The sequence below is a fragment of the Microvirga aerilata genome (assembly GCF_016743775.1).
GTDB classification, from domain to species: Bacteria; Pseudomonadota; Alphaproteobacteria; order Rhizobiales; family Beijerinckiaceae; genus Microvirga; species Microvirga aerilata.
Map to the genome: position 1 here is coordinate 22,428 of NZ_JAEQMY010000030.1, position 13,430 is coordinate 35,857.

The window sequence follows — 13,430 nt, forward strand, 5'->3', positions numbered from 1 at the left end:
TCCGTCAGAGGCGCTTTCCAGTCTCGGTAAGTGACATTCGCCTCTGATCAGCCTAGCTTCATTACCGATAAACTCTGACCCTTTCGGAAGCTTCATGGCATCGGATACTCATGTGGCCCGCCTTGCCGTCCTGATCGACGCTGACAATGCTTCAGCCAAGATCGCAAGAAAGCTCTTCGAGGAAATCGCGAAAATCGGGGAAGCAAGTGTGCGCCGTATATACGGCGACTTCTCAAGCCTTCGCCTGAAGCCCTGGGCCGATATTCTAGCCCAGCATGCAATCATCCCGCAGCAGCAGTTTGCCAACACCACGGGCAAAAACGCATCTGACATCGCCTTGGTGATCGATGCCATGGACCTCCTGCACACTGGGCGGTTCGATGGATTTTGCCTTGTTTCGTCAGACAGCGACTTCACCCGTCTCGCGTCGCGCATCCGAGAGCAGGGAACGGATGTGTATGGCTTTGGCGAGCAGAAGACCCCGGAGAGTTTCCGACAGGCATGCCGCCGTTTCATCTATACTGAGAACCTGCTTCTGCCAGAAGTTCCTTCCCTGGGGACTAAGGCTGCGGAGCCGCTGCAGCCGCCCAGTGCTGCAATCCCGCTTCTTCGGACGGCTCTGTCACAAGTGGAGAGCGAGGAGGGCTGGGTGAAGCTCGGAACTCTGGGCCAGCGACTGCTCAGTATTGCTACAGACTTTGACCCGCGTACTTATGGATACCCAAAGCTTAGTGAGTTGGTGCGGAAGACGGGGGCTTTCGATCTTATCCAACCCGATGCGGGTGGATTGCGAGTGCGCTTGAAACCTCAAGAACCCCACGGATCAAAGAAGAAGTCATCCAAGCGATAGTCCGCTCGGACGGCGTTTATCTCGTTATGTTCAAGAGCATTGGGTTAGAGGCTCGGAAGAACCAGATCAGGTCGCGGGCTTCATGCGCAGGATGCGGCCGTTGCGGGAGTCGGTGAGCAGGTAGACGAAGCCGTCCGGCCCCTGGCGCACGTCGCGGATGCGCTCGCCGAGCTGCTGCAGCATGCGCTCTTCGCCGGTCACCCGGTTGCCGTTGGTCTCGAGCCGCGAGACGAGCTTGCCGGCGAGCGCGCCGACCAGGATGCTGCCGCGCCAGGCCGGGAACTTGTCGCCCGTGTAGAAGGCCATGCCGGAGGGCGCGATGGAGGGGTCCCAGTAATAGACCGGCTGCTCCAGGCCCGCCTTCCTGGTGCCTTCGCCGATCTTCGCGCCGGAATAATCGACCCCGTAGGAGATGATGGGCCAGCCGTAGTTCTTGCCCTTCTGCGGGATGTTGACCTCGTCGCCGCCGCGGGCGCCGTGCTCCACGGTCCAGAGTTCGCCGGTCGCCGGATTGAGGGCGGCCGATTGCAGGTTGCGGTGACCGAGCGACCAGATCTCCGGGCGGGCATCCTCGCGGTTGAGGAACGGGTTGCCGGGGGCGGCGGAGCCGTCTGGCTTGATGTGGATGATCTTGCCGATGTGGTTGGCCGGGTTCTGGGCCTGGTTGCGCAGGTCGAAGCGGTCGCCCGTCGTCACGAAGAGATTGCCGTCGCGGTCGAAGACGAGGCGGGAGCCCCAATGGTTGGGGCCCGTATAGGCCGGTTCCTGCCGGAAGATGACCTGAAGGGCTTCCAGCGCCGTTCCGTTATCGCTGAGGCGCCCGCGCGCCACGCTGGTGCCGGCGCGGCCTTCGCCCCGGTCCTCGGCAAAGCTCAGGTAGACGAGCCGGTTCTGCGCAAAGCGCGGATCGAGGGCAACGTCCAGAAGCCCGCCCTGGCCGCGGGCCGCGATCCGGGGCAGGCCGCCGATCGGTGCGGAGAGGTTGCCCTCCGGGTCCACGATGCGCAGGCGGCCGGGTCGTTCCGTCACGAGCAGGCGGTTGTCGGGAAGAAAGGCGAGGCCCCAGGGGTTCTGAAGATCGCGGGCGACCGTCTCGACGATCACCTCCACCTTGTCGGTGCGAAAACGCTGCGTGTCCTGGGCCAGGGCGGAGGGGACGGCGCCGAGAGCAAGGGCGCAGGCCAGGGCAATACGGGGGCTCAGCATGGTCAGGTCTCTCCGTCGATCCGATGCCGGAGAGCTAACCCTTGGCGGCAGGGCGTCAACCTTGCCGTCGTTCACTCACGCGTTATCGCTGGGAATAGATGGGGAAAGTCTTTGTGTCCTGGGCCGACAGGGTCTGGGTGGTGGCCATGACGGAGAGGGTGGCCAAGCCCAGCAGCATGACCAGGGCCAGGGAGCAGCGGCTTTCCTGACGCGGATCGAGGCGCTGGACACGGGACGAAACGTGGCAGGCATGTCTGGTGCGGAGAGTTTTCATCGGATCTTCCCCCAGCAGCTTTCAACCGGCTGCGAAAGAAAAACCTCTTTGATTCAAGAAAGTTCCACCCTGCGGCGAAAGTGCTGCTTATGGACTTCTGGCTAAGTATCCGTATTAACTAATCATTAACGATTGTGGCAGGTAACGGCTAAGGTTTAGGGCTGACGACCACGGCTTCCACGGACCGTTCCGAGGGCTCATGGCAGGCCGCCGCGATGTTCTGCCCGTCCGGATCGAGCGCGAAGGCGGGGATCCATCGCCAAGGTGTCCATCGTGCAAGACGGGGCGGACGCCGCTTTGTTTGTCCTGCACCGTCGGCGGTTGTGGATCCCGGGCTCCGCTTGTGCGGAGCCCGGGACGACAAGAGGCGAACTGCTTACTCGGCCTTGATGTTCGAGGCCTTGATGATCTCGGCCCAGGTCTGGATTTCCTTGGCAAGGTACGGCCGGAACGCCTCGGGATCGCGCACGTTCAGGGTGAAGCCGATCTTGGTGATGCGCTCCTTCACGTCGGGCTTGTTCAGGATCGCGATGATGGTGCCCGACAGCTTGTCGAGGATGGGCTTGGGCGTGTTCACGGGCGCGAAGAACGCGGCCCAGGATTCCGCATCCGCATTGGTGATGCCCTGCTCGCGCAGGGTCGGCACGTCCGGGGCCTGCGGGTTGCGCTGCGGGCTCGCGATGCCGATGGCGCGCATCTGGCCGGCCTGGAACTGGGAGAGCACGCTCGGCAGGGTCGAGTTCGACACGTCGAGGCGCCCGCCCATGAGCTCCGTCACCAGGGGAGCCGCCCCCCGGAAGGGCACGTGGGTCATCTTGATGCCTGTGCGGGTCATGAACAGCTCGGTGGCGAGATGCGAGCCGGAGCCGACGCCCGTGGAGCCGTAGTTCAGCTTGCCCGGATCCTTCTTGGCGAGCTCCACCAGCTCGGGGATCGTCTTCACGGGCAGGTCGTTCTTGACCACGAACACATGTTCGAAGGCGCCGGCCCCGGCGAGCGGCGCGAAGTCCTTCACGGCGTCGTAGCCCGGCTCTTTGAGCAGGAACATGTTGTTGCCGTGGGTCTGGTTGTTGCCGAACACGATGGTGTAGCCGTCGGGCTCCGCCTTCGCGACCGTGCGGGTGCCCACCGCGCCCGAGGCGCCGGCCAGGTTCTCGACCAGCACGTTCTGCCCGAGGCTCTTGCCCATCTCCTCCGCCACGATGCGGGCGATCACGTCGGTGGGCCCGCCCGCCGGATACGGGACCACCATCTTGATGACGCGGTCGGGATAGGTCTGGGCGGCGGCGGCTGTGGCCAGAAGGGTGGCGCCGGCGAGAACGCCGAGCGCGAGGCGGCGGGTGAGGGAATTGGTCATCGGAACAGGCGTCTCCTCAAAAACCCAGTGCGGATGGGCTGTTTTGCTTGCTTGGACAGCGTCGCCGCTTTAGGGTCCGCCGCCGTCACAGGTCCCTTCTTAACGCCCCGCTCGGAGGATTCCCATGGGCTTTTTGTCTGACGCCCTTTCCCGCATCAAGCCGTCTGCAACCATCGTCATCACGCAGAAAGCGCGGGATCTGAAAGCCCAAGGGCGGGACGTGATCAGCCTTTCCGTCGGCGAGCCGGATTTCGACACCCCCGACAACATCAAGGAAGCCGCCATCGCGGCGATCCGCCGGGGCGAGACCAAGTACACGCCGGTTTCCGGCATCGTGCCGCTGCGCGAGGCGATCTCCCGCAAGTTCAAGCGCGAGAACGGCCTCGACTACAAGCCCTCGCAGACCATCGTGTCCACCGGCGGCAAGCACGTGATCTACAACGCGCTGCTCGCCACCCTGAACCCGGGCGACGAGGTCATCATTCCCGCACCCTACTGGGTGTCGTACCCTGAGATGGTGGTGTTGTGCGGCGGCAAGCCCGTGTTCGTCGATTGCACCATGGAGCACAATTTCAAGCTCCAGCCGGAGCCGCTCGAGCGCGCGATTACGCCGAAAACCAAGTGGATCATCCTCAACTCGCCGTCGAACCCGACGGGCGCCGCCTATTCACGCGCGGAGATGAAGGCCATCACCGACGTGCTGATGCGCCATCCGCATGTGTGGGTGCTTACCGACGACATGTACGAGCACCTGACCTACGGCGATTTCGAGTTCGTCACGCCGGCCCAGGTCGAGCCGAACCTCTACGAGCGCACGCTCACCATGAACGGCGTCTCGAAGGCCTATGCCATGACCGGCTGGCGCATCGGTTACGCCGGTGGGCCCGAGCATCTCATCAAGGCCATGGACTTCGTGCAGGGCCAGCAGACCTCCGGCACGAGCGCGATCTCGCAGTGGGCGGCGGTCGAGGCGCTTGACGGTCCGCAGGATCACCTGCCGCGCTTCAGGAAGGCGTTCGAGGAGCGCCGCGATCTCGTGGTCTCCATGCTCAACCAGTCGAAGTACCTGCAATGCCCGATGCCGGAAGGCGCGTTCTACGTTTATCCGTCCTGCGCCGAGGCCATCGGCAAGACCGCGCCCTCGGGCAAGGTGCTGGAGACGGACGAGGACTTCGTGTCCGAGCTGCTGGAAGCGGAAGGCGTCGCGGCCGTGCACGGCTCGTCCTTCGGCCTCGGCCCCAACCTGCGCATCTCCTACGCCACGTCCAACGCGGCGCTGGAGGATGCCTGCACCCGCATCCAGCGCTTCTGCGGGTCTTTACGCTGATGACCCTGCCGCGGACCTTCCATCCCGATCCCGCGGCAGAGCCCTACCGGGCCGAATCCCGCCTCCACGCACCGCGTGAAGTTCGACGCCCGCGTCAGCTTCACCAACGGCGGCCACGTGGAGGCGAAGGACTTCCTCCTCGACATCCAGGGCAGCAGCGTAAGCCCTGAGCGCCTGGCCGAGATGATCGTCTCGGCCATGAACCTCCTGCGCGCCGGACCCGTCACCATCACGGCCATGCGCGTGGTGCGAAGGGGCGAGCACCAGGACGGGTGAGTCTTTCCCTCTCCCCCGTCCAGATCGGGTGTTCCCGATCTGGACATTCCTTGTGCCCAAGTTGGATATATCCGACTTGGGTGCGGGAGAGGGCCTCCTACAGCATGAACCAGCTTTTGCTGAGATCCATGCTGCCCTTGAGCTTGATCACGGCTTCCGCTGCCATGTCGTTGTCGGTGTTGAGATAGACGTAAGTGTAGCCTTTCGTCTTCTCGAAGCGCACCTCGCCGGCCTTGCTGAAGGTCTTCTCGTCGCCGATGAACGAGAACTTCTGGTCGCCCCGCTTCTTCGCGTCGGCATCCACCCCCTTCAGGTCGATCTTGTCGCCGGAGCGGCCCTTGAAGTCGGTGATGGTGTCGGCGCGGCTCTTGGACGAGCCCGTCTCCCGGTCGTCGAAGACGAACACGTCCCGGCCCGTGCCGCCGGTGAGAGAATCCTTGCCGGTGCCGCCGGAGAGCTTGTCGTTGCCGAGGTCGCCCAGCAGCTTGTCGCTGCCGCCTGCGCCCGAAAGCTCGTCGGCACCACCAAGCCCCGCCAGCATGTTGGCGGAATCGTTGCCGAGAAGCGTGTTGGCGGAGCTGTTCCCCGTCAGGCTGATGGCCCCGGCATTCTCATCAGCCTTGGCCCCGTCGACGGCAGAGCCTTCGTCGAGGACGAAGCTTACCATTGCCTGGATGATGTCGGTGCCTGCGCTGCCAACGATCTCTCCCTGTTCGGCATTGACGTAGACGTTGATTCCCGCACCGCCATCGAGGATGTCGGTGCCGGCGCCTCCATCGAGCGTGTCGTTGCCGTCTCCACCGATCAGGTGATCGTTCCCGTTGCCACCGACCAGGAGGTCATGTCCGTCACCGCCCGTCAGCGTGTTGTCGCTGCCGTCGCCGACAAGGCTGTCCCCATAGGCCGATCCGACGAGGCTCTGAATCGAGACATAGGAGTCGCCGGAAGCCTCACCTGCATTGATGCCGGAATCCTGAAGGCTTGCAACGACCCGGCCACTTGCCTCGGCGTAGCTTGCGACGTTGATGCCGTCGCCGCCATCGAGATGGTCTGCACCTTCCCCGCCGAAAAGAGTGTCATTGCCTTTGCCGCCCAACAGGGTGTCGGTGCCGCCGGCTCCGACGAGCCTGTCATGCCCCGCGCCGCCCTGGAATTCGTGCGCCTGCCCGTCACCGAACATTTCGTCGTCATGGCTGGACCCGATGAAGATCTCGACGTTCTGGTAGGTATCTCCAAATGCGTCCCCTTGGCTGAAATCCACGTGGGTCAGCCAGATGGCCACATGACCGAGGGACGATGCGTAGGTCACCGTATCCCTGCCGCCGAGACCGTCGATCAAGCCATGGACCTTTGTGCCGTCGAGCAGGTTGTCCCCGCCATCGCCGATGAGAGTATGAGGGATCGGATCGGGCTCGCCGCCACCGTTGCCGTTACCCCCGTTGCCATTGCCGCCCGTGCCATTGCCGTCGTCGCCGCCGGCCGGCAGCCCTGCATCGAAAATCTGTGCGCGAATGCTCAAATCGCCATCGGTCCAGCTGACGACGATGCGGCCGTCCTTGAGGGCCGTAAGGGCCGGATTGGTCTGATTGCCGTCCGGATTACCGGTTGCAACGAAGTCATCGCTCGTCCGAGCGCCCATTGCTCCGAATGTTGCAAGACGGACGTTGTGGTTCCGGCCTTCATCCCGTGACAGAAAGGCGACCGCAAAGCCGCCATTGGATAGCGCTTCCACGACCGGTGCGCTTTGATACCCTTCTGTCGTCGTATTGACGAGGATCTGGCCCGTGAGAGGGATTCCCGTGCCTGAGAAGACTCTTGCCATGATGCAGCTGCCCGACCCGTCTACGGCAGCGTTCTCATCCGTCCATACGAAGACAACATTGCCGTTCGACAAGGTCGTGGTGGCAACCTGGTGCTGATCGCCGATGGTCGACTCGTTCACCCTGACCACCTGCCAAATGTAGCCGTCGGGGAATCCTTCCCTGTAGAACTCCGCGTAGATTGCCGTGCCGGACCCATCGGCTCTGCGCTCGGCATCCGGCACGAACGTCGATACATGAACATAGCCGCCGCCCTTGAGCCCCGTTACGTCGCCCTGTGAGCTCTTGAATCCCGCAAAGTCATAGTCGGCGGAGGTCAGCCGGTTGAAGTAGCCGGCTTTCGTGTATTGGTACCCGACAGAGCGGGAAGCCTGGGAGCCGGGGCAAAGTCGCTCCAAGCAATGGCGAACTCGCCGTTGGCCAAGGCTGTCACCGTGGGGGTGCGATCGACATGTTCTCCCAGGATTCCGTTTGCCGAGAAGCCTCCGCCGATCTGGTTGCCGTCAGGGCTATAGAGCTGCGCAAAGATGTCCGTTTCAGGTGCCTGGTACTCGCTGGTCGGGGTGCTGGTGCTCTCCCATGCAACCAGGATCCTGCCGTCGGTCAGAACGGTTACGTCAGGGCTCAAGGTCCTTTTCTCCGAAGAGGCGCTGATGGTGAATTCGCCTCCGCGCTTGGTCCCATCGGCGTTGTAGATCTGAGCCTGGATCACCTGGCCTTCCACGCCGGCACGTTGCCAGACCGCAATGAAGCCGCCATCCTTCATGGCGGCAATCTTCGCATTTTCCTGGCGGAAGTGGACGTCACCTGCGATTTTGATCTGGTTGCCTGACGGCGTTGGCTGCGGCATGGAACAAAGGCCTCGGAAGCTACTGAAGAACATTTCATATAAACGATATCTTGTTTCATAAGTGCTCCGGCCTGTGGGCACAACGGCACAACGATCATCGTTCCGTTCGGGCATATACTCCTGCAGGTTGTATGAAATAAGCGACGAAGCAGGCGCGACGTGCAGGGCCTGCCTGAAACTCAGCGACTCCCCAATCGCTCATCGTCTCGTTTTCTGCTGCTTCTTAAACCCCCTTGCCATTCCGCAGCGACAGGCAGAGCATCGGGGTCACGCGTCCGTGAAGAGCGCGCCACAAAGGGGGCAGGGGAAGGAGACTTTTTCCATGGCACCCAACGGCAGACCAGCTTCGGGCCCGCGATGCATCGCGATCGTCGGCCCGTTTCAGAGCGGCAAGACCACGCTTTTAGAGGCCATCCTCGAGCGGACCGGAGCGGTCCCGCGGGCAGGCCGCGTGGCAACTAAGGACAGCGTGGGCGATGCGAGCCAGGAGGCCCGGGCCCATGCCATGAGCATCGAGCCCAATGTGGCCACCGTGAATTTCCTGGGCGAGAGCCTGACCTTCGTGGATTGTCCCGGCTCCACGGAATTCCTGCACGAGATGCGCAGCATCACGCCGGTCTGCGACGCAGCCATCGTTGTGTGCGAGGCGGACGAGCGCAAGATCCCGGCGCTCGAGATCATCCTGCGGGAGCTGGAGGAGGCCGACATTCCGCGCTTCCTGTTCATCAACAAGATCGATGGGGCCACGCAGCGCATCCGCGAGACCCTGGCGCTCCTGCAGGAGGCCTCGCGCACGCCGCTGCTCCTGCGCCAGATCCCGCTCTGGAAGGACGGCATCGCGGTGGGCTTCATCGATCTCGCGCTCGAGCGCGCCTTCGTCTACCGCGAGCATGCGCCGAGCGAGGTCGTGGACCTGCCCGAGGGCGAACTGCCGCGGGAGAAGGAGGCGCGCTACGCCATGCTGGAGCGGCTGGCCGATTACGACGACGCGCTCATGGAGGAGCTGATCTCCGAGATCGAGCCGCCGCGCGACCAGATCTTCGACGACCTGTCGAAGGAGCTGAAGGAGCGGCACGTGGTGCCGGCGCTCATCGGCTCGGCCGAGCGCGGCAACGGCATCACGCGGCTTCTCAAGGCGCTGCGCCACGAGGCGCCCACTTTGACTGAGACCCGGGCGCGCCTCGGCATCGCCGGGGAGGGCGCGCCCCTGGCCCAGACGGTGAAGACCCTGCATCTGGGACAGGGCGGCAAGCTCTCCCTGGCCCGCGTCATGCGCGGCACCTTCCGCGAGGGCGACACGGTGGTGGGCTCGCGCGGCACCGAGGCGCGGATCGGCAGCCTGCTCACCCTGCTGGGCACCGCCACGACCCGGAAAGGGGAGGCCGTCGCCGGCGACACGGTCGGCTTCGGGCGCCTGGAGGGCATCGCCACGGGCGACAGCTTCGCGACCGGCAAGGCGAGGCCGGAGGCCATCCTGTCCGTGGCGCCGCCGGAGCCCGTCTATGCGATGGCCCTCAAGGTCCGGGACCGCAAGGACGACGTGCGCCTCTCCAGCGCCCTTGCCAAGATCACCGAGGAGGACCCGTCCCTCCTGATCGAAACCCGCCCCGAGATGGGCGAGATCCGGCTTCACGGACAGGGCGAGATGCACCTGCGGGTCGCTGTCGAGAAGCTCGCCTCGCGCTTCCAGGTCGGCGTCGAGACGGCCAGGCCCAAGGTGGCCTATTGCGAGACGATCAAGCTGCCGGCCGCCGCCCGCGGCCGTCACCGCAAGCAGACCGGCGGCCATGGCCAGTTCGGCGACGTGATGATCGAGATCAAGCCGCTGCCGCGCGGAGAGGGCTTCGCCTTCCAGGATCATATCACCGGCGGCGTGGTGCCGCGCCAGTACATTCCATCCGTGGAGACAGGCGTCCGGGATGCGCTCAAATGCGGACCTCTCGGGTTTCCCGTGGTCGATCTGGCCGTATCGCTGACGGACGGCTCCTACCACACGGTGGACTCCTCTGATGCCGCCTTCCAGGCGGCGGCCAAGCTCGCGCTCGCGGAGGCCCTGCCGAAGGCCAAGCCCGTGCTGCTGGAGCCGGTGCTGTCGGTGGAGATCACCATTCCGTCCGAGGCGCTCTCCAAGGCGACCGCCCTCGTGACCGCAAGGCGGGGGCAGATCCTGGGATACGACGAGCGGCCCGGCTGGAACGGCTGGCAGGTGCTCAGCGCCTCCATCCCCGAATCCGAGATCGGCGATCTCATCGTGGAGCTGCGCTCGGCCACCGCCGGGGTCGGAACCTTCTCGACCCGGTTCGACCACATGGCGGAATTGAGCGGGCGCCCCGCCGACCTGGTTCTGCAGAAGGCTCATTGAGGACCCCCGGACCTGAACGATCGTTCGACGATCGTTCAGGTCTAAACTATCCCATCGACAAACGTGATCTTCCGCGCCAAGTTAAGCTCTGTCGGAGACGCCATCTCCCATGAAGCCAAACCTGCCATGAAGCGGGAGGAAACAATGAACGCCACCCCCTCAACCTCCGTGCTCGCAGGCACGATGGACGATCCCGCGAGCCGGCCCTGGCTCAAGTCCTATCCCCCAAGCGTTCCGGCCGACATCGACGAGGCTCAGATCGGCACGCTCAACGACATCTTCCGCAAAGCGCTGGCGGATTACCCGAACCGGCCGGCTGTGGAGAGCTTCGGCGCGCGCATGACCTATGCCAGGTTGGGGCGCGAAGCCGAGGCGGTCGCCTCCTGGCTGCAAGGGCAGGGGCTGAACAAGGGCGACCGCGTCGCGATCATGCTGCCCAACGTGATGGCCTTTCCGGCGATCCTGTTCGGGGTGCTTCTGGCGGGCGGCACGGTGGTCAACGTCAACCCGCTCTACACGCCCCGGGAGCTGACCTACCAGCTCAAGGATTCCGGAGCCCGGTTCCTGTTCGTGCTCGAGAACTTTGCCGCGACGGTCGAGGAGTCTCTGCCCGAAATCGAGCTCGACCAGGTGGTCCTGGTGACGCCGGGCGACCTGCTCGGGCTCAAGGGAGCGATCGTCAATCTCGTCTCCCGCCATGTGAAGAAGGCGGTCAAACCTTTCCGCCTGCCCCGGGCCGTTCCGTTCAAGGCGGCCCTTGCCGAGGGCGCGAAGCGCAGGCCGCAGGCGGTTGCCGTAGCGCCAGACGATATCGCATTCCTGCAGTATACGGGCGGAACCACGGGCGTTGCCAAAGGCGCCGTCCTGCTTCACCGCAACGTGGTCGCCAACGTGCTGCAATGCGAGGCCTGGATGCTGCCGTTCTTCGGCGAGCGCCAGGACCACGTGATGGTGACGGCCCTGCCGCTCTATCACATCTTCGCCCTGACGGTCTGCGGGCTGTTGATGACGAGGATCGGCGGGTGCCAGCTGCTGATCGCCAATCCGCGCGACATCCCGGGCTTCGTCAAGACGCTGCAGAAGAGCCGCATCACGCTCATGTCCGGCCTCAACACGCTCTACAATGCCCTGGCGCATGCTCCGGGCATCGAGAAGGTGGACTTCTCCCAGATGGTCTTTGCCGTGTCGGGCGGCATGGCCACCCAGGAGGCCGTGGCGAAGAAATGGAAGGACGTGACGGGGCAGCCCATCGTCGAGGGCTATGGCTTGTCCGAAACGTCGCCCGTGGTCTGTGCCAACCGCCTCGACATCGAGGACTTCACCGGCACGATCGGCTATCCCCTGCCGTCCACCGACGTGACCGTGCGCTCCAGCGACGGCGCGATCTTGCCCTATGGTGAGCGCGGGGAACTCTGCGTGAAGGGTCCGCAGGTCATGGCCGGGTACTGGCAGAGGCCGGACGAGACCGCGAAGGTGATGACGCAGGACGGCTGGTTCCGCACCGGCGACGTGGCGGTGATCCTCCCCGGCGGGGAGGTGAAGATCGTGGACCGGATGAAAGACATGGTTCTGGTGTCCGGGTTCAACGTCTATCCGAACGAAGTGGAAGACGTGATCGCCAAGCATCCACTCGTGATGGAAGCTGCTGTCATCGGCCTTCCGGATGAACATTCCGGAGAGGCGGTGGTGGCCTATGTGGTCCGGAAGGATCCTGCCCTTACGGCAGATGACCTGCGCCAGTTCTGCCGCGAGAACCTGACCGGCTACAAGGTGCCGCGCCGGATCGAGTTCCGGGAGTCCCTGCCGAAGACCAATGTGGGCAAGGTTCTGCGGCGTGCGCTCAAGGAAGAGGTTGAGCAGGCTCAAGCCCGCTGAGACCAGTACAAAGGTCCTGAAAAGAAAAAAGCCGGGCCAAAGGCCCGGCATAAGTAGAGGTTCGACAAGAAGTCAAAACCTTCCAGAGGGAACGGCCGACACGACATCGCCGGGAGGAAGAAAGCGATGCCGCGTTGAAATCAGCCGCTGCTCATATCGACCGCATCACGCCCCTTTGCAATGCAGCATGCCTCATAAAAGGGCTGCGTTGGGCGCATGGCTCTTGTCACTCAGACGACAAAATTCCGCCAGCCATCGAGCTTGGCCGAGCCTAGAAGGTCTCAATAGGTCCAGCGCTGGGCCTTTGAGATCAGAAAGTCCCGGAAAGCCTGCACGCGCGCGACGGAGCGCATCTCCTCGGCATAAACCAAGTAGCTGTCGAGGGAGGGCATTTCCACGTCCCGCAGGATCTGGACGAGATCCGGGTTGCCCACCACGGCATAGTCCGGCAGCACGGCGATGCCGGCGCCTGTTTCCACGGCGAGCTTCAAGGCCGTGATGTTATTCACCACGTAATGGTATTGGCGCGGCTCGCGCGCCTCGCGTCCCGCCGTCGACAGCCAGTGCATGGCCATCAGATAGGAGGGCTGATCGCCGCCGAAGGAAACGATGCGGTGCTCGTCCAGGTCTTCCAGGCTCTTGGGCTCGTTGAACCGCTTCAGGTAATCGGTCGAGGCATAGACGTGGAAATGCACCGTGAAGAGACGGCGCTGGATCAGGTCCGGCTGGGCCGGGCGGCGCAGGCGGATCGCCACGTCGGCTTCCCGCATGGCAAGATCGAGCTCTTCGTTGGTGAGAATCAGCTCCACGCGCACATCCGGATAGAGATCCAGGAACTCTCCGATGCGCTGGGCCAGCCAGATGGAGCCGAGGCCGACCGTCGTCGTCACCTTCAGCTCGCCGGAGGGCCTCTCGCTGGTTTCCACCAGACGCGCCTTGGTGGTTTCCAGCCGCATGCGCATGTCTCGGGCCGCCCGGAACAGCAGGTCGCCCTGCTCGGTCAGGATCAGGCCGCGCGCATGGCGATGGAAGAGAGGAGCCTTCAGCTCGCGCTCGAGGGCGCTGATCTGGCGGCTGACGGCGGACTGGCTCAGTCCCAGATCGTCACCGGCGCGCGTGAAGCTGCCCGCTTCGGCGACCGTATAGAAAATCCGGATTTTGTCCCAGTCCACGGCGTTCCCCTCATGCCCTGCGCATCGTGCGGAAAAGTGGCTCCGGTTTTCCGCTCGAACG

Annotated in this window: 11 protein-coding genes; 5 read left to right on the plus strand and 6 right to left on the minus strand. The window is 63.9% G+C overall.

Annotated features, from left to right (window positions below; all coding sequences use genetic code 11):
• Positions 1-94 precede the first annotated feature (94 nt).
• Positions 95-850 carry an NYN domain-containing protein gene (locus tag JKG68_RS18280; protein WP_202062403.1) on the plus strand — a complete coding sequence of 252 codons (756 nt, stop codon included), beginning with the start codon at positions 95-97 and terminating at the stop codon, positions 848-850.
• Positions 851-916: 66 nt separating this feature from the next.
• Here JKG68_RS18280 and JKG68_RS18285 read toward each other — a convergent pair whose 3' ends face one another.
• The 3 genes from JKG68_RS18285 to JKG68_RS18295 all read right to left on the minus strand — a co-directional run bounded on the left by JKG68_RS18285 (position 917) and on the right by JKG68_RS18295 (position 3,687).
• Complete coding sequence (locus JKG68_RS18285) at positions 917-2,056, minus strand: PQQ-dependent sugar dehydrogenase (RefSeq protein ID WP_202062405.1); 1,140 nt, start codon at positions 2,054-2,056, stop codon at positions 917-919.
• Positions 2,057-2,138: 82 nt separating this feature from the next.
• Positions 2,139-2,330: a hypothetical protein gene (locus JKG68_RS18290; RefSeq protein WP_202062407.1), complete on the minus strand. Its 192-nt coding sequence runs from the start codon at positions 2,328-2,330 to the stop codon at positions 2,139-2,141.
• A gap of 376 nt (positions 2,331-2,706) precedes the next feature.
• Positions 2,707-3,687, minus strand: a complete 981-nt coding sequence (locus JKG68_RS18295; protein WP_202062409.1) for a Bug family tripartite tricarboxylate transporter substrate binding protein — start codon at positions 3,685-3,687, stop codon at positions 2,707-2,709.
• Positions 3,688-3,811: 124 nt separating this feature from the next.
• Between JKG68_RS18295 and JKG68_RS18300 the strand changes: the two genes are divergently transcribed.
• Entirely contained in the window at positions 3,812-5,014 is a 1,203-nt protein-coding gene (locus JKG68_RS18300) for a pyridoxal phosphate-dependent aminotransferase (RefSeq protein ID WP_202062411.1), read from the plus strand.
• A 75-nt stretch (positions 5,015-5,089) separates the two neighbouring features.
• The gene (locus JKG68_RS18305; protein WP_202062413.1) at positions 5,090-5,290 is read left to right on the plus strand and encodes a hypothetical protein; all 201 of its coding nucleotides are present in this window, start codon (positions 5,090-5,092) and stop codon (positions 5,288-5,290) included.
• A 97-nt stretch (positions 5,291-5,387) separates the two neighbouring features.
• Here the strand turns inward: JKG68_RS18305 and JKG68_RS18310 are convergent, their stop codons facing one another.
• The gene (locus JKG68_RS18310; protein WP_202062415.1) at positions 5,388-7,508 is read right to left on the minus strand and encodes a calcium-binding protein; all 2,121 of its coding nucleotides are present in this window, start codon (positions 7,506-7,508) and stop codon (positions 5,388-5,390) included.
• Complete coding sequence (locus JKG68_RS18315; protein WP_202062417.1) at positions 7,427-8,074, minus strand: hypothetical protein; 648 nt, start codon at positions 8,072-8,074, stop codon at positions 7,427-7,429. Before JKG68_RS18315 ends, JKG68_RS18310 begins: the two co-directional genes overlap by 82 nt.
• A 208-nt stretch (positions 8,075-8,282) precedes the next feature.
• On the opposite strand from JKG68_RS18315, the gene JKG68_RS18320 reads away from it, so the two are divergent.
• Together JKG68_RS18320 and JKG68_RS18325 are read left to right on the plus strand one after the other, a co-directional pair.
• Entirely contained in the window at positions 8,283-10,322 is a 2,040-nt protein-coding gene (locus tag JKG68_RS18320; protein WP_202062419.1) for an elongation factor G, read from the plus strand.
• 144 nt (positions 10,323-10,466) lie between these two features.
• Positions 10,467-12,197, plus strand: coding sequence for an AMP-binding protein (locus JKG68_RS18325; protein WP_202062421.1), 1,731 nt, complete (start codon positions 10,467-10,469; stop codon positions 12,195-12,197).
• 281 nt (positions 12,198-12,478) lie between these two features.
• Here the strand turns inward: JKG68_RS18325 and JKG68_RS18330 are convergent, their stop codons facing one another.
• The gene (locus tag JKG68_RS18330; protein WP_202062423.1) at positions 12,479-13,369 is read right to left on the minus strand and encodes a LysR family transcriptional regulator; all 891 of its coding nucleotides are present in this window, start codon (positions 13,367-13,369) and stop codon (positions 12,479-12,481) included.
• Positions 13,370-13,430 lie beyond the last annotated feature (61 nt).

What these genes read in the sequence shown, in the direction of transcription:
- JKG68_RS18300 (WP_202062411.1), top strand. Translation starts at nt 3,812, where the DNA reads ATGGGCTTTTTGTCTGACGCCCTTTCCCGCATCAAGCCGTCTGCAACC.
- JKG68_RS18295 (WP_202062409.1), bottom strand. Translation starts at nt 3,687, where the DNA reads ATGACCAATTCCCTCACCCGCCGCCTCGCGCTCGGCGTTCTCGCCGGC.
- JKG68_RS18280 (WP_202062403.1), top strand. Translation starts at nt 95, where the DNA reads ATGGCATCGGATACTCATGTGGCCCGCCTTGCCGTCCTGATCGACGCT.
- JKG68_RS18325 (WP_202062421.1), top strand. Translation starts at nt 10,467, where the DNA reads ATGAACGCCACCCCCTCAACCTCCGTGCTCGCAGGCACGATGGACGAT.
- JKG68_RS18290 (WP_202062407.1), bottom strand. Translation starts at nt 2,330, where the DNA reads ATGAAAACTCTCCGCACCAGACATGCCTGCCACGTTTCGTCCCGTGTC.
- JKG68_RS18315 (WP_202062417.1), bottom strand. Translation starts at nt 8,074, where the DNA reads ATGCCCGAACGGAACGATGATCGTTGTGCCGTTGTGCCCACAGGCCGG.
- JKG68_RS18320 (WP_202062419.1), top strand. Translation starts at nt 8,283, where the DNA reads ATGGCACCCAACGGCAGACCAGCTTCGGGCCCGCGATGCATCGCGATC.
- JKG68_RS18285 (WP_202062405.1), bottom strand. Translation starts at nt 2,056, where the DNA reads ATGCTGAGCCCCCGTATTGCCCTGGCCTGCGCCCTTGCTCTCGGCGCC.